Annotated in this window: 14 protein-coding genes; 7 read left to right on the forward strand and 7 right to left on the reverse strand. The window is 73.1% G+C overall.

Annotation, left to right across the window (positions count from 1 at the left end):
• Positions 1-116 precede the first annotated feature (116 nt).
• Positions 117-2,495, forward strand: a complete 2,379-nt coding sequence (locus tag ACZ31C_RS08760; protein ID WP_465794738.1) for a M28 family peptidase — start codon at positions 117-119, stop codon at positions 2,493-2,495.
• Positions 2,496-2,562: 67 nt separating this feature from the next.
• On the opposite strand, the gene ACZ31C_RS08765 is transcribed toward ACZ31C_RS08760, so the two are convergent.
• The 3 genes from ACZ31C_RS08765 to ACZ31C_RS08775 form a co-directional block, all read right to left on the reverse strand.
• Positions 2,563-2,817 carry a Smr/MutS family protein gene (locus ACZ31C_RS08765; RefSeq protein ID WP_013736060.1) on the reverse strand — a complete coding sequence of 85 codons (255 nt, stop codon included), beginning with the start codon at positions 2,815-2,817 and terminating at the stop codon, positions 2,563-2,565.
• A 122-nt stretch (positions 2,818-2,939) separates the two neighbouring features.
• Entirely contained in the window at positions 2,940-3,308 is a 369-nt protein-coding gene (locus tag ACZ31C_RS08770; protein ID WP_350692992.1) for a tetratricopeptide repeat protein, read from the reverse strand.
• 233 nt (positions 3,309-3,541) lie between these two features.
• Entirely contained in the window at positions 3,542-4,294 is a 753-nt protein-coding gene (locus tag ACZ31C_RS08775; protein ID WP_350692994.1) for an ROK family protein, read from the reverse strand.
• Positions 4,295-4,373: 79 nt separating this feature from the next.
• Between ACZ31C_RS08775 and ACZ31C_RS08780 the strand changes: the two genes are divergently transcribed.
• From ACZ31C_RS08780 to ACZ31C_RS08795, 4 genes are all read left to right on the forward strand, one after another.
• Positions 4,374-6,011, forward strand: coding sequence for an ABC-F family ATP-binding cassette domain-containing protein (locus ACZ31C_RS08780; RefSeq protein ID WP_465794739.1), 1,638 nt, complete (start codon positions 4,374-4,376; stop codon positions 6,009-6,011).
• Between the two features lie 38 nt (positions 6,012-6,049).
• On the forward strand, positions 6,050-6,361 hold the full coding sequence (locus tag ACZ31C_RS08785; protein WP_449943234.1) for a hypothetical protein: 312 nt from the start codon (positions 6,050-6,052) through the stop codon (positions 6,359-6,361).
• A 110-nt stretch (positions 6,362-6,471) separates the two neighbouring features.
• On the forward strand, positions 6,472-7,197 hold the full coding sequence (locus tag ACZ31C_RS08790; RefSeq protein WP_465794740.1) for a methyltransferase domain-containing protein: 726 nt from the start codon (positions 6,472-6,474) through the stop codon (positions 7,195-7,197).
• A gap of 221 nt (positions 7,198-7,418) precedes the next feature.
• Entirely contained in the window at positions 7,419-7,955 is a 537-nt protein-coding gene (locus ACZ31C_RS08795; RefSeq protein WP_350693000.1) for a phospholipase, read from the forward strand.
• 41 nt (positions 7,956-7,996) lie between these two features.
• Here the strand turns inward: ACZ31C_RS08795 and ACZ31C_RS08800 are convergent, their stop codons facing one another.
• Entirely contained in the window at positions 7,997-10,828 is a 2,832-nt protein-coding gene (locus ACZ31C_RS08800; RefSeq protein WP_465794741.1) for an ATP-binding protein, read from the reverse strand.
• A 201-nt stretch (positions 10,829-11,029) separates the two neighbouring features.
• Entirely contained in the window at positions 11,030-11,248 is a 219-nt protein-coding gene (locus tag ACZ31C_RS08805; RefSeq protein WP_350693004.1) for an FmdB family zinc ribbon protein, read from the reverse strand.
• 38 nt (positions 11,249-11,286) lie between these two features.
• Between ACZ31C_RS08805 and ACZ31C_RS08810 the strand changes: the two genes are divergently transcribed.
• Together ACZ31C_RS08810 and ACZ31C_RS08815 are read left to right on the forward strand one after the other, a co-directional pair.
• Positions 11,287-12,792, forward strand: coding sequence for a lytic transglycosylase domain-containing protein (locus tag ACZ31C_RS08810; RefSeq protein WP_465794742.1), 1,506 nt, complete (start codon positions 11,287-11,289; stop codon positions 12,790-12,792).
• A 72-nt stretch (positions 12,793-12,864) separates the two neighbouring features.
• A complete protein-coding gene (locus ACZ31C_RS08815; protein WP_396742451.1) occupies positions 12,865-13,881 on the forward strand; it encodes a GNAT family N-acetyltransferase in 1,017 nt (338 codons plus the stop codon).
• Between the two features lie 31 nt (positions 13,882-13,912).
• On the opposite strand, the gene ACZ31C_RS08820 is transcribed toward ACZ31C_RS08815, so the two are convergent.
• Together ACZ31C_RS08820 and hemB are read right to left on the reverse strand one after the other, a co-directional pair.
• The gene (locus ACZ31C_RS08820; RefSeq protein ID WP_465794743.1) at positions 13,913-14,416 is read right to left on the reverse strand and encodes a helix-turn-helix domain-containing protein; all 504 of its coding nucleotides are present in this window, start codon (positions 14,414-14,416) and stop codon (positions 13,913-13,915) included.
• A 404-nt stretch (positions 14,417-14,820) separates the two neighbouring features.
• Positions 14,821-15,804, reverse strand: a complete 984-nt coding sequence (hemB, locus tag ACZ31C_RS08825) for a porphobilinogen synthase (protein ID WP_465794744.1) — start codon at positions 15,802-15,804, stop codon at positions 14,821-14,823.
• Positions 15,805-15,819 lie beyond the last annotated feature (15 nt).

A 15,819-nucleotide genomic window follows, 5' to 3' on the forward strand; every position in this document is an offset into this window, starting at 1 on the left:
CCGAGTGCCCTGCTGATCCTGTATTAGACAACGTTCGCACACAACACGAGGGGGCGGCCCGGCCCGGCATGGAGGATGATGTCCACCCCAGGTCCCACCCTTCGAGGAGCCACCCCGTGGGCGCACCCCCCAGCCCCGCCGCCGACCGTGCCCTCTCCCGACCGGCCCGGCGGCCCCTCGCCGCGCTCGCGGCACTCGTCGCGCTGGTCGCCGCCGGCACCACCGCGCTGCTCGACATCCGGCCCCCGGCACCCCGTCCGACGGACGCGGCGACGGACGCGTTCAGCGCCGGACGGGCGTACGCGCACGTGCAGCAGGTGGCGAGTCGGCCGCACGTGGCGGGCAGCCCGGCCAACGACGAGGTCCGCGCCCACCTGGAGACGGTGCTGCGCGGTCTCGGCCTGCAGACCGAGGTGCAGGACACGGTCGCCGAAGAGGCCGGTCAGCTCAGCGGCGCGGCGGGCGGGGCCACCCTGGCCCGGGTACGCAACGTGGTGGCCCGGCTGCCCGGCACCGCCTCCACCGGCACGGTGTTCCTGGTCGCCCACTACGACGCGGTGCAGACCGGCCCGGGCGGCAACGACGACGGCGCCGGTGTCGGCACCATCCTGGAGGTGGCCCGCGCCCTGACCGACGGCCCCGCCCCACGCAACGACATCGTGTTCGTGCTCACCGACGCCGAGGAGGCGTGCCTCTGCGGGGCGTCGGCCTTCGCCACCGAGCACCCGCTCGCGGCCGGCAAGGGCGTCGTGCTCAACCTGGAGGCGCGCGGACGCACCGGGCCGGTGATCATGTTCGAGACGTCGCCCCGGAACGCCGCGCTGGTCGACGTCTTCGGTCGGGCCGCACCACATCCGGTGGGCACCTCGTTCGCCGTGGAGGTCTATCGGGCGCTGCCCAACGACACCGACTTCACCGCCTTCCTCGACGCCGACTTCGTCGGGCTGAACTCGGCGTACCTCGACGGCGGGGCGATCTATCACACCCCGCTGGACACCCCGGAGTCGATGGACCGGGCCAGCCTCCAGCACCACGGCGACAACACGCTGGGCCTCGCCCGCGAGTTCGGCACGGTCGACCTCGGTGACCTGCGCGCCGGCCACGACGCCACCTACTTCCCGGTGCCGGGCGGGCTGGTCCGCTACCCCGGCACGCTGGTGCTGCCGCTGGCCCTGCTGGCGCTGGTGGCCGTCGTCGCCCTCGGCTGGCTGGCCCGCCGCCGGGGCCGGGTCACCACCGGTCGGCTGGCCGCCGGCTTCGCGCTGGGGCTGGTACCGATCGTGGTCGCGCCGGTCGGCGCACAACTGCTCTGGACGGCGATCACCGCCCTGCGCCCCGGGTACGCCGAACTGCTCGACCCGTACCGGCCGACCCTCTACCGACTCGCCGTGCTGGCGCTCGCCGCCGCCGTCCTGTTCACCTGGTACGCGCTCACCCGTCGCCGGGTCGGCCCCGCCGCGCTGGCCGTCGGCGGCCTCGGCTGGCTGGCGCTGCTCGGCGTACTCCTCGCCGTGCTGGTGCCCGGCGGGGCGTACCTGGCGACGCTGCCCGCGCTGGCCGGCGCGCTCGCCGGCCTGGTCGCGGTCGCCACCCGGCGGGACGGTCCGGTGCCGGTGGTCGCGGTCACCCTCGGCGCGGCGGTGGCGGTGATCGTGCTGCTGCCGACCGTGGTGCTGCTCTTCCCGGCGCTCGGCATGGGCATGGGCGGCGTGGCCGCCCTCTTCGCCGTGCTGCTCGGCCTGGCCGCGCTGCCGGTCGTGGACCTGCTGCATCCGGAGGCCGGCGGACAGCGCGGCATGGTGGCGCTGCGGGCCCGCCGGCTCGGCGCCCTGCCGGCCGGTGCCGCCGCGCTGGCCACCGTCGTCCTCGCCGGCACCGGTTTCGCCGTCGACCGGTTCGACGCCGCGCACCCGGTGCCCACCCACCTGATGTACGCCCTGGACGCCGACACCGCGACGGCCCGCTGGCTCAGTCACGAGTCGACCCCACAACCCTGGACCGGTGAGTACGTGGACGGGCCGGTCCGGATCGCCGACGAGTTCCCCGGTATCGGCGCCGAGGAACTGCTCGCCGGCCCGGCTCAGGCGGCGGCCCTGCCCGCGCCCCGGCTGGAGGTGCTCGCCGACACCGGCACCGCCGACGAGCGCACCCTGCGGCTACGACTCACCCCACAACGCCCGGTACGCCTGACCACGCTGCACGTGGACACGTCCACCGCGACGGTCCGCAGCGCTGCGGTGGCGGGGCGGCCGGTGCCGGTCGAGGTGCGCGACGGCCGGTGGGGATTCGGGGTGGTCTTCCACGCCCCACCGCCGGAGGGCATCGAGATCACGCTGACCGTCGCGCCGAAGGCCCCGCAGGTCGCGTTCCGCGCGATGGACGCCAGCGACGGTCTCGACGCGGTACCCGGCTTCCGGCCCCGCCCGCCGGACGTCGGCGTCGCCGGCTCGCACAGCTCCGAGATGCTCGCCGTGGCCCGCACCTATCCGCTGTGAGCGGCGCCGGGCCGGGCCGTCACTGGTACGGCCCGGCGCGGGGTTGGCCGTTGCGGGGTCGGCGGCCCTACTTCCAGCGGAAGTGCACGAAGAGGCGGCCGAAGTTCTTGGAGTCCTTCTCGACCCGGTGGTAGAGCTGCTTGACGTCCTTCTGGTCGAGGAAGCGCAGCACCCGCTTCTTGAGCTGGCCGGAGCCCTTGCCCGGGATGATCTCGACCAGGGTGGCCTTCTTGGCCACCGCCTCGTCCATGATCCCGCGCAGCGCCCGGTCGATGTCGTGGCCCTTGTTGAAGATGTCGTGCAGGTCCAGCTTCAGCTTCATGCCCCGTCCACCGTCCGGTCGGCTCCCATACGGCCATCGTAGGCACGTCCCCGGCAGGGCCCGGAGACGACGAGAGGGCGGCCCGTGGGCCGCCCTCTCGTCGTCGTGTCGCGTACGCCGCCTCAGCGGCCGCCGCCGACCCGGGTCTCGACCCGCCGCAGCGCGGTCGTGTAGTCGTCGTTGGCGGAGTGCATGGCCGCTGCGATGCGGAGGTGCCGCAGCGCGTCGGTGTAGCGGTTCAGCCGCTCCAGCGTCCGGCCCAGCACGTGGTGGGCGTAGTGGTCGCTGGGGTTACGGTCGATCAACTCCTGCAACTGCTCCTCGGCCCGTCGGAGCTGGGCCGACTGGAAGTACGCCCGAGCCAGCAACTGACGGACGGCGGAGTTGTCGGGCTCGGCCTCGACGATCGGTTCGAGCAGCCGGGCCGCTCCGCTCGGGTCGCCCGACTCGAAGAACAGGGTCGCCCGCCGGTACTCAGCCAGAAGATCCATCTCGGCCCACCCCCTAGTTCGCACCACTGCCCTGACGCTCGCACAACACCGGCGGGCGCGCGAGTGTTCCCGGGCGCTTGCGGGCGGACCGGGCGTCGCGCCGGGCGGGCCGGGCGTCGCCGGGCCATGCTGGGCGGAGCCGGGTGTTAGCAGGGGACCCCTGCTATACCGCAGGCGTTAGCAGGGGTCCCTTCCTTGCACTCACACGGCCGCGCACTCACACGGCCGCGCACTCACACGGCAGCCAGGTCCCAGGCGCGGACGCCGCCGACGATGCCGGCGCTGTTGGGCACCACCACCACGTCGTCGCCCATCCGGGCGAGCTGCTCGGGACGGATCAACCGGGAGTTGCCGCCGCCCAGATAGAGCCGGTCCCAGCGGAACACCGGACGCAGCCCCTCCACCACCTGCCGGATCCGTCGGGACCAGAACGCGTCGCCCAACCGGCGGCGTTCCGGCTCGCCCACGTACGTGTCGTAGGTGGTGCCCCAGCGCACCGGGGCGTGCGACAGCTCCAGGTGCGGGGCGAGCACGCCGCCGTCGAAGAGGGCGCTGCCCAGCCCGGTGCCGAGGGTCAGCACCAGCTCGCAGCCGGTGCCCGCGACCACGCCGGCACCGTGCACCTCGGCGTCGTTGAGCACCAGCGTGGGCAGCCCGAACGCGGCGGCGAGGGCGCTGCGGGCGTCGTACCCGGACCACTGGGCGTGCAGCGCCGGGTCGACCCGGCTACGCGGGCCGGATCGGGTGACGTAGTGCGGGGTGGCGACCACCACGCCGTGTCGGATCATGCCCGGCATGCCGACCGTCACCCGGTCGGCGGTCGGGAGCCGGTCGCCGAGTTCCCGCAGGGTCCGCACGAACAGCTCCGGCGGCAGCGGGTACGGGGTGGGCACCCGCATCGGTTGGGCCCGCATGGTGCCGGCGGCGTCGAGCACGGACGCCTTGATCCCGCCACCGCCGCAGTCGATCGCCAGAGTGGTCTGCACGACCGTGAGTCTGCCTCGTGTGCCGCGTCCGGGCATGGCGGGCCACGCCAACCACGCCGGCGGGTAGGCTCGGCTGCTTGTGAGCGCCACGCTGATCGCCAAGGACCTGGCCGCCGGGCACGGGGAGCGGACGCTGTTCACCGGGCTGGACCTGGTGGTCGCTCCCGGGGACGTGATCGGCCTGGTCGGGCCGAACGGGGCGGGCAAGTCGACGCTGCTGCGTACCCTCGCCGGACTGTTGCCGGTGGAGGCCGGCAGCGTCGCGGTGAGCCCGCCCGGCGCGAGCGTCGGGGACCTGCCGCAGGAGCCGGATCGACGTCCCGGCGAGACGATCCGGGCGTTCCTGGCCCGGCGGACCGGGGTGGCCCGGGCACAGGCCGCCCTCGACGCGGCCACCGAGGCGCTGACCACCGGCGCGCCGGGCGCGGACGACGCGTACGCCACCGCGTTGGAGAGCTGGCTCGGGCTGGGCGGGGCCGACCTGGACGAGCGGGCCGAGGGGGTCACCGCGGAGCTGGGGCTCGCCGTCGGTCTGGACCGCGAGATGACCGGGCTCTCCGGTGGCCAGGCGGCCCGTGCCGGACTCGCGTCGCTGCTGCTCAGTCGGTACGACGTCTTCCTGCTCGACGAGCCCACCAACGACCTGGACCTGGCCGGGTTGGAGCGCCTGGAGCAGTTCGTCACCGGGTTACGGGCCGGCACGGTGCTGGTCAGCCACGACCGGGAGTTCCTGACCCGGACGGTGACCCGGGTGCTGGAGCTGGACCTACATCAGCAGCAGGTCAACCACTTCGGTGGCGGCTATGCGGCGTACCTGGAGGAGCGGGAGGTGGCGCGCCGCCAGGCACGCGCCGAGTTCGAGGAGTACGCCGACACCAGGTCGTCGTTGGAGGCGCGTGCGCGCACGCAGCGATCCTGGATGGAGAAGGGTGTCCGCAACGCCCGGCGCAAGGCCACCGACAACGACAAGATCGGCCGTAAGTTCCGCTCCGAGGCGAGCGAGAAGCAGGCGGCGAAGGCCCGGCAGACCGAGCGGTTGATCGAGCGGCTGGAGGTGGTCGAGGAGCCGCGCAAGGAGTGGGAGCTGCGGATGGAGATCGCCGCCGCGCCCCGTGCCGGCGCCGTCGTGGCCACCCTCCGCGACGCGGTGGTACGCCGTGGCGACTTCACTCTCGGCCCGGTGAACCTCCAGATCGCGCTCGCGGACCGGGTGGCGATCACCGGGGCGAACGGGTCCGGCAAGTCGACGCTGCTGGCCGCTCTGCTGGGCCGGCTGCCGCTGGACGCCGGTCAGGCCGCGCTGGGCCCCGGCGTGGTGGTCGGCGAGGTGGACCAGGCACGCGGGTCGTTCCTCGGGGACGCGCCGCTGCTGGACGCCTTCCGGGTCGCCGTACCGGACCTGTCGCCGGCCGACGCGCGGACGCTGCTGGCCAAGTTCGGCCTGCGCGCCCAGCACGTGCTGCGCCCGGCCGCGACGCTCTCGCCGGGCGAGCGGACCCGGGCCGCGCTGGCGCTGTTGCAGGGGCGCGGGGTCAACCTGCTGGTGCTCGACGAGCCGACCAACCACCTGGACCTCCCGGCGATCGAGCAGTTGGAGTCGGCGCTGGCCGGCTACCCGGGCACGTTGCTGCTGGTGACGCACGACCGGCGGATGTTGGACGCGGTACGCGTGGACCGCCGCCTGCGGGTCGACGCCGGGCGGATCGCCGAGTCCTGATCCCGGCCTGCGGCCCCCGCCGGAGTGACAATCACTGCATGCTCAGGTGGGAGTACGCACTGTTGGTGCGGCGCCGCCAGGCGGCGAGCACCGACGCCGGCTGGGAGATCGTCTTCATCTGGTACGGCCCCGACGGTTCCATGATCGACGTCACGCCGTACGGCGACACCGCGCTGGCCCATCTCAACCGGGCCGGCGACCAGGGCTGGGAGCTGGTCTCGATGAGTGAGGATCCGTCCCTGGCCGGCCACGCCGAGTTGCACCGCTACCACCTCAAGCGCCCCAAGGTGCCCGCGCCCCGACAGCGGATCAGCGCTGCCGGCCGCCCCCGACGCACCGCCCCCGGCTGACTGACCTCCCTGCGGCAGTCCGGCCGACGGCCCACCCGAGCGCCACTCGCTGGGATAAGTTGCGCATAACGGGCAGCGATCGGGGTATCGCGCCGGCCGGAGGTGGGCGAATGGTCGCGTTGGCACACACCCCGCCCTCGGCCGAACGGCTGCGGGCGGTCGACGGGTTCCTCGCGGAGGCATGGGCGGACCAGGCCCGCCACGACGAGAGGCTGCGGTCGCTCGCCGTCGAGGTCCGCTTCGACCGGGGCGTCGCCCACCTGACCGGCGAGGTCGACGAACCGGCCCAACTCCGCCTGGTACGCGAGCAGGTCGGCCGGCTCGCCGGGGTCTTCGGCGTCTGGTGCCGGGTACGCGTCGGCGGACGCGACCCGGTGGTGGTGGACCTCGGCTGCGGCGGCACCAAGCAGTGGTCGGGCAACCTCGGGCTGGACATCTATCCGGCACCCGGGGTGGACGCGGTGGCCGACCTCTCCGGCTCGCTGCCGCTGGCCGACGACTCGGTGGACGTCCTGTTCGCGGTGCACATCCTGGAGCACCTGATCGACTTCCTGCCCCTGCTCGACGAGTGCCACCGGGTACTGCGCCCCGGCGGCGCCCTGCACGTGATGAGCCCCTGGTGGGGGCATGTGAACGCGGTCGCCGACCCGACCCACGTCCGACTGCTCGACGTGCAGACCATCAAGGGGGTCTGCGCGATGCGCCCACCGGGCACCCCACGCTGGCACCCACTGCACGCCGGCACGGACGGCGCGTCGATCTTCGCCGACCTCACCCCGCTGGGCGTCGACGACGACGGCCCCTCCCCGGCCCACATGGCCCGATTCTTCGACTGACCACCCGCCGGCCCACCCGGCACTGAGCTGCGAATCAGGCCGACCGGCCGCGAATACCCCGGACGTCACCGACGTCCGGGGTATTCGTCTGTTTCAGCACCGGTCACCAATATTTCTCAATGGTTACACCCGAACGCCGCGACCTTGATCGAGACTGGTCGAACTCCGGGTACTCGCCGGTAACCATTGCCCCACCGCACACCCCCGCGGAGGTATCCCCCGTGCTCAGACGTCTCACCACCGTCCTCGCCTCCGGCGCGGTCGCGCTGGCCGCCACGCTCGCCGTGGCGTCCCCGGCGACCGCAGCCGTCACGCCCGCCCAGAAGCTGTCCGTGCTGTCGAGCTGGACCCAGACCAGCGCCAGCAGCTACAACGCCTGGAACTCGGCCCGGCAGAACCGCACACCGTGGGCCGGCTACAACTTCGACTGGTCCACCGACTTCTGCTCGTCCAGCCCGGACAACCCGCTCGGGTTCCGCTTCTCCCTCTCCTGCCACCGCCACGACTTCGGCTACCGCAACTACAAGGCGGTCGGCCAGTTCAGCGCCAACAAGTCCCGCCTGGACAGCGCCTTCTACGAGGATCTCAAGCGGGTCTGCGCCACGTACAACGCAGTCGTCCGTCCGGCCTGCCTCAGCCTGGCCTGGACCTACTACCAGGCGGTGAGTGTCTTCGGCTCGGCCGCCGCCGTCCAGCAGTCCGACATCGACCGGGCCGCCCGGATGAAGGCCGACGCGGAACGCCTCGCCCGCGCCTGATCTCCCGGCCGAGGGGTCCGCGTCGGACGCGGACCCCTCGGTCAGGCGTGTTCGGTGTGCCGGTCGGTGGCGGCGGTCGACTGGCGTGGTGTCGCCCGGCCCGCCCGCGCCGCGAACCGGGCCGAGTCGGCGGCCAGGTCGGGATGCTCGACGCCGAGCGCCAACGCGACGGCCTCGTCCAGGCCCAGGTCCGCGCCTTCGCCGTACGCCTCGTCGAAGGCGGCGTCGCCCAACGTCCGACGCAGCGCCACCTGCCGCTCGTTCCAGTAGCCGTCGTAGATGCCGGTGGTCGACCGCAGCCCCGCCCGGGTCGCCTGCGCCGCACCGAACAACCGGGCTGCGGTGAGCGGCTCGTCCCCGGCGAGGCAGCGCACCGCGATCGCGTTGAGCGTGTCGCAGGCCCGGCCGTGGAAACCGTGGTTCATCCGGGACCGCAACGCCGCCAGCAGGTGCTCGTGCGCGGCCACCAGATCGCCCCGGGCCAACGCCACCATGCCGAGCAGCATGTCCACCGAACGCCGCCCCCGGTCGACCGGGCGGGCCGCCTCCACCGGTCGTGCCGCCGCGAGCAGGTCGGCCGCCTCGTCCAGGGCGCCCCGCCGCCAGAGCAGCTCGGCCAACCGGAACACCGCGAACAGCGCCTCGGACTCCACCCCCTGCTCACGCGCCCAGTCGATGACCTCCCGGCAGATCCGTTCGGCCTCGGCGAACTGTCCCATGTCCACCAGCGGCGCCGCCCGCCCGGCGAGCACCCGGGCCAGCAGTCCGGCGTCCCCCGCCTGCCGGGCAGCCGCCTCGGCCCGCTGCGAGTAGCGCAGCTCCTCGGCGTACTCGCCGTCGCCACCGGCGTGCAGCGAATGCATGTGGTACGCCGCCGCCAGCTCGGCCTCGGGGATCGCCTCCCCGGTCTCGGCGATCCGGCCGTAGAGCCGGAACAGCCACAGCCGCCCCTCCCGGGCCAGCCCGCGTTCACGCCACCACTGGTCGAGGCCACCGGCCAGCCGCAGGCCCGCCCGGGCACTGCCGCCGGTGGCGCACCAGCGCAGGGCGGCGCGCAGCTCACCGGCGAGCGGATCCAACGCGTACAGCGACAGCGTCACCGGTTGGCCGTCCGGGCCCAGATGTGCCCGTTCCAGCGCGTGCGCCGACCAGTCCACGTGCCGGTTGCGCGCGTCCTGCTCCTCACCGGCCTCGGCGAGTCGACGGGCCGCGTACGCCCTTATCGGGTCGAGCATCCGGTACGTGCAGCCGCCGGCCTGCGGCTCGGCCAGCACCATGGACTTGTCCACGAGCACCGAGAGCGGGTCGAGCGGGTCGTCGTCGAGCAGCCACTCCACGGTCGGCAGGTCGACCGGGCCGGCGAACACCGCCAGCCAGCGCAGCAGCCGTGCGGCCCTCGGCCCGAGCGTGCGGTACGACCAGGTGACCGTCGCCTGCATGGTCAGGTGACGTTCGATCGCCGACCGCGCCACCGCGCGCGTCGCCGGGGACTGCGGACTCGCACCGGTCGCCGCCGCCACCAGGTCCACGGTGTCCCGCTGGTTGCCGGTGTTGCCGTGGTCGGTCGGTGGTGGCTCTGGATCGTCCCGACCGGCGTCCAGCGTGCCCAGCACGTCGTCGAGGCGTTCGGCGAGCTGCCCGACGGAGAGCACCCGCAGCCGCGCCGCGGCCAGCTCGATCGCCAACGGCAGCCCGTCCAGCCGGCGTACCACCCGGCGCAGGTCCGCCGACTCGACCGCGTCCGGGCGTCGCCCGCCCCGGGCGGCGGCCGTCCGGTCCAGCAGCAACGCGACCGCGTCGCTCTCGGTGCCGTCCGGTGACGGGTCGACCGAGAGCGGCGGGATACGCCACACCACCTCGCCCGGCAACGCCAGCGGCTCCCGGGTGGTCGCCAGCACCTTCACCCCGCTGCCGCCGGAGAGCAGCCGGGACACCGCCTCGGCGCAGGCGGTCGGCTGCACGTCGCAGGTGTCGAGGACGATCAGCATCCGGCGACCGGCCGCGTACTCGACCAGGGTGTCCACCATGGGACGGCCCGGTTCGGGACGCAGCCCGAGCACCGCGGCGATCGCGAACGCCACCAGACCCGGATCGGTCACCGAGGCGATGTCGACGAACCAGACCCCGTCGGGGTACTCGTCGACCAGGTCGATGGAGAGTTCCACGGCCAGCCGGGTCTTGCCGCCGCCACCGGCACCCAGCACGGTGACCAACCGGTGCCCGGCCACCAGTTCCCGCAACTCGATCCGTTCGGCCTGCCGGCCGACGAACGAGGTGACCGGAATCGGCAGGTTGTGCGCCACCGCGTCGGCCGTACGCGGACGCGGGAACTGCCGCTCCAGGCCCGGTGCGACGAGCTGGAAGAGACGTTCCCGGTCGTCGAAACCCCGCAACCGGTGCAGCCCGAGGTCGATCAGGGACGCCCCGAACGGCAGCGGGTCGGCGTGCCGCGCGGTCGCGGCGGAGCAGAGCACCTGCCCGCCGTGCGCGGCGGCGGCGACCCGGGCGGCCCGGTGCACCTCCGGGCTCGCGTACTCGCCGTCACGTGGCTCGGCCCAACCGGTGTGCAGGCCCATCCGCACCCGGGGCGCGGCCTCCGGGGTCGGCCACTCGTGCTCGCCGAGCGCGCGCTGCGCGGTCAGGCAGGCGGTCAGCGCGGCACCGGCGTCCCCGAAGGCCAGGAAGAACGAGTCCCCCTCGGTCAGCAGCTCGGCGCCCTCGGTCGCGGCGATCGTCCGGCGCAGCAGACGGCGATGTTCCCGCAGCACCGGGCGATACCCGGAGCCGAGCATCTGCGCCAGTCGCGTGGAGCCCTCGATGTCGGTGAAGACGAACGTCACCCAGCCACTCGGGAGGTGGATCCGTGGCGGCATGCGTGGAACCTCCCCCCTGGCCTCGGCTTCATACTTCCCGAAACCAGATCATCACGCATCGTGAGAACGGTCGGCCGAGACTCCGCCCCAAGGTGCCATCGCACCCGGCGTCCGGGCAAGACCGACATCAACCGTCCCACCACGTACGACGGCCCTCCGGCCGGTCCGACCACGTCCGACCGGCCACCGCTGGAACGGCGTTCAACAGCCGCAACCGCCACCACAGCAGCCGCCGCCGGAGGGTGCGGGCGGACCGCCGGAGGCACCGGCACCCCGTCCCGTGACCGCGACCGTCGACAACAACTTCACCGTGTCGGAGTGCCCCTTCGGGCAGGATGCGGGCTCGCCCGCCTGGGCCATCGGCCGGTTGACCTCGAAGGTGTCACCACAGGCGCGGCAGCGGAACTCGTACCGGGGCATGGCATCAGGGTACGACCGGACCTGACGCTCGCGGCGACATGGGTGATACTCGACGGGTGGCAGACGGCGAAGAGCGTACGACCCTTCGACCCCTGCGACCGGCCACGCCGGGCGCCCAAACCGGCGCCACTACGGACAGACCGGTCAGCGCGATCCCCCGGCCGCGCCGACCCTGGTTGAGATCCGGCGAACCGGCCGGCGGGTCGCCCACCACCGGGGCCGACACGGTTGCCAGTGCGCCGACGATCAGGGCGGCCACACCCGCGCCCGAACTGCCCGCCAAGCCTACGCCCGGACTGTCGGCCGAGCCCGGCCCGAAGCCCGAGTCCACGGCCAAGCCCGACGCGACCACGAAGACCGGCGACCAGCAGGCGAGCACGACCACGACCGACGGCGAGTCGCCCAAGACCGACGGCGAGCAGCCCGCCGAGACCGGCGGCAAGGCAGCCGACAAGGCCGACACCACCGCCAAGACCGAGGCCGCCAGCAAGACCGAGCGCGAGACCACCACCAAGACCGACGACGCCACCAAGACCGATGGTGACGCGGCGACCGGCACCGCCACCAAGACCGATGGAGAGGCGGCGGGCGGGACGGGTGACCGGCCGCGGCGAGCCCGGCGACGCCGGGTGCGCTTCGCGCATGCCGTACGCGTGCCGGGTCCACGCGCCGCCGCCCGCGCGACCCGGGACTGGTCGCGGCGGCCCGGCGGGCGACTGACCCTGCCCGGGGTGTTCCTGCTCGCGCTGGTCATCGCGACCGCGACGGCCGGTGCGCTGCTGGTGCCGGCGACCGTCGGCGCGCCGCGTCCGGTCGCGGCCGACGCGACCGCCGGGCCGGAGGCGACCGACGGCACGCTGCCGCTGACCGAGGCTCCACCGATCGGCGCGGTGCCGCCGACCACCGAGACGCTGCCGCCGGGAGCTACGCCGTTCCCGGGCACGACGGGGGGTACCGCGCCGGTGGCGGGACGCCCCTCCGACGCCCTCGCCGGTTGGGCCCGCGAGGTCGGCGCCAAGACCGGCATCGACCCGATCGCTGTCCAGGCGTACGGCTACGCCGAGCTGGTGCTCGCCGAGACCAACCGGGCCTGCGGCCTGAGCTGGACCACGCTGGCCGCGATCGGCTTCGTCGAATCTCGGCACGGGCAGGCCAACAACGCGCGGCTCGGGCCGGACGGCAGGGCCACGCCGGAGATCATCGGACTGCCGCTCGACGGGCAGGGCGGTCGGATGCGGATCGCCGACACCGACCGGGGCGAGCTGGACCGGGACACCACCTACGACCGGGCGGTCGGACCGATGCAGTTCATCCCGACGACCTGGCAGGAGAACGGCGCGGACGCGGACGGCGACGGGGTCAAGGACCCGCACAACATCCACGACGCCGCGCTGGCCGCCGGAATGTACCTGTGCAAGGGGGGCCGCAACCTCACCGTTCCGGGTGACTGGTGGAACGCCATTCTGTCGTACAACAACGTCGGTCGGTACGCCCAGGCCGTCTTCGAAACGGCCAACCGGTACGGACAGGCGAGTCGCACGTGAAGTGATCGTCCCCGCACATTGGAGGACTGGACACTTCCCCCCGGCAGCGGTTAACGGCAAGCTAGACGCGTGATGGTGCGCGAGTGGGACCCCAGGACCGCGTCGTCCGCCGAGATCGCGTCGCTGTTGGACACGCTGAACGCGGTCCTGGCGGTCGATCTTCCGCAGGATCCGCCATGGCGGGAGAGTTCCGTGCGGGAGTACCTCACCGAGGTGATGCCCGGCGAACGACGGATCGCCTGGGTGGCCCAGGCCGAGCAGGCCGCCGACGGGACGCCCGGGGCGATCCTGGGTCAGGTGCACGTGCTGCTGCTCGGCAGCATCGGTGTGCTGGAGGTGCTGGTGCACCCCGACCACCGGCGTCAGGGCCTCGGCCGTGATCTCGTCCTGCGCGCCTCCCGCCGGGTCTACCAGGAGGGCTTCGAGTCGATCGGCGTCGAGGTGGTGGGTGACACCCCGGCCGTCGCCTTCTACGAGTCGCTGGGCTTCAGCCGGGAGTACGTCGAGACCCGCAGCGTGCTCGACCTCGCCGGAGTCGACTGGACCGAGCTGGCCGAGATGTCGACCGGTGTCGGCGCCGGTTACCACGTGCAGTTCCACCCGGGCGGCCCACCGGACGAGCTGATCGAGGCGTACGCGCGGGCCAAGGCCGAGATCCGCGACGTCGAGGACGGCGAGCTACGGCCCAGCTCGTACGACCCGCAGCGGCTACGCGACAGTCTCGACTGCCTGCACCGGCGGGGGATGAAGCCGTACATCGTGCTCGCCCTGCACGAGAAGACCGGCGAGGTGGCCGGCCTGACCGAGGTGGTCGTGCCGGCACAGCACCCGACCCGTGCGGATCAGTACGACACGATCGTGGTGCAGGATCACCGCGGCTACGGGATCGACCGCGCGATCAAGGCCCGCATGCTGCTGGAGTTGCGCTCGGCCGAGCCGCAGCTGACCCAGGTGCAGACGTGGAACGCCCAGGCCAACGAGGCCATGCTCAAGGTCAACGCGGAGCTGGGCTACCGGCCCGACCGGGAGTGGTGCGAATACAGCGTCGACGTGGCCGAGTTGGTGCACCGCCTCGACGCCGCCCGCTGAGGCTCGGGGCGCGCCGCCGGGCCGCGGTCGGTCAGTAGGACCAGGATCGGGGGTCCGGGGGCGGCGGATCGTTGCGGTACTTCGCCACCCGTACCTCCCACTGGCTGCGCCGCCGACGGGCCTCTCGCTCGACCCGGCACCGCTTGAACGTCTCCGGCGGGCGGGCGAGTCCGTAGATGTCCGCCCACCACTCGCCCGGCTTCGGGTCGAGAATCGTGTCGAGATGTGCCGGGTAACGGCGACCGGCCCCGTCCAGGGTGTCGTCCCACACTTCCATCGGCAGAATCACGTGCCCGTCCTGGTCGACCACGACCAGGTAGAGCCCGGCGGCACCGATCAGACGTTCCAGCACCGCGAGACTCGGAGTCAGGGTTCCGGACTCGACCCGGGCGACGGTGGAGGGCGCCACCCTCGCGAACCGGGCCATCCGCGTCTGACTGAGCCCGACGATCCGCCGGACGCGGCGGACCAGACCGGCGATGGGAAATGCGCCCAGGGTAGGACCCCGGTCCGGAGGCTCGAAGATGGAAGGCATACCGGCACCCTCGCCGACCCTCGGGACCCGCCGCAATCCCTGTGGATAAACCTGTGGACAACCTCCCGAGGTCGGCTCGCTTCCGCCCTCCCGGACTACCTCCTCGGCCCCTTTGCTCTGCTCCAACCCACGCAACAGAGTCTGCGCGGAACTGATGCGTAGGTTGAAGCAGAGCAAAGGGCGCCACGTGGTCACCCGGAGCCGACGGGAAACCGCGACACCCGCGACGCCACAACGCCGCGGACTCGGCCAGGACACCAGCACCGCCAGAGCACCAGGACTGCCGGGAACCAGGACCACCAGGACCACCGGGACCGCCAGGACCAGCCAGGACCGCCAACAGGCCGAGCCTGACGGCGCTCTGGAGCGCGACCAGCCTGACGCAGGGCGGACCGGGGTGGAGATCAGTAGCGGTCGCGGAGCAGGCCGGCGGCTTCCACAGCCCAGTAGGTGAGGATGATCTGCGCGCCGGCGCGGCGGATCGAGGTGAGCGTCTCCAGCATCACCTTCTCGCGGTCGATCCAGCCGTTGGCGGCGGCGGCCTCGACCATGGCGTACTCGCCGGAGACCTGGTAGGCGGCGACCGGGACGTCGACCGCGGCCCGGACCGCGGCGACCACGTCGAGGTAGGGCAGGGCCGGCTTGACCATCACGATGTCGGCGCCCTCGGCCACGTCCAGCTCGACCTCGCGCAGGGACTCGCGCAGGTTCGCCGGGTCCTGCTGGTACGTCCGGCGGTCGCCGTCGAGCGCCGACTCGACCGCGTCACGGAACGGACCGTAGAACGCCGAGGCGTACTTGGCGGTGTAGGCCAGCACAGCCACGTCGGCGTGACCGGCCGCGTCGAGTGCCCGGCGTACCACTCCGACCTGGCCGTCCATCATCCCGGACGGGCCGACCATGCCGACCCCGGCGTCGGCCTGGGCCACCGCCATCTCGGCGTACGCGGCCAGGGTGGCGTCGTTGTCCACCGAACCGTCCGGCCGGAGCAGGCCGCAGTGCCCGTGCGAGGTGAACTCGTCCAGGCAGAGGTCGCTCATCACGACGGTGGAGTCGCCCACCTCGGAGACCACGTCCCGGATGGCGACGTTGAGGATGCCGTTCGGGTCGAGGCCACCGGAGCCGCGCTCGTCGCGCGACGCCGGCACCCCGAACAGCATGATCCCGCCGACGCCGGCGCGGACCGCCTCGACGGCCGCCTTGCGCAACGAGTCGCGGGAGTGCTGGAGCACGCCGGGCAGCGAGGAGATCGCCCGGGGCTCGGTCAGCCCCTCCTTGACGAACATCGGCACGATCAGTTCGGCCGGGTCGAGACGGGTCTCGGAGACCAGCCGCCGCACGGCTGCGGTACGCCGCAGCCGGCGGGGGCGGTTCTCGGGGTACGGCACGGTGCCCTCCCTGAC

This window comes from Micromonospora sp. NPDC023869, from assembly GCF_055559695.1.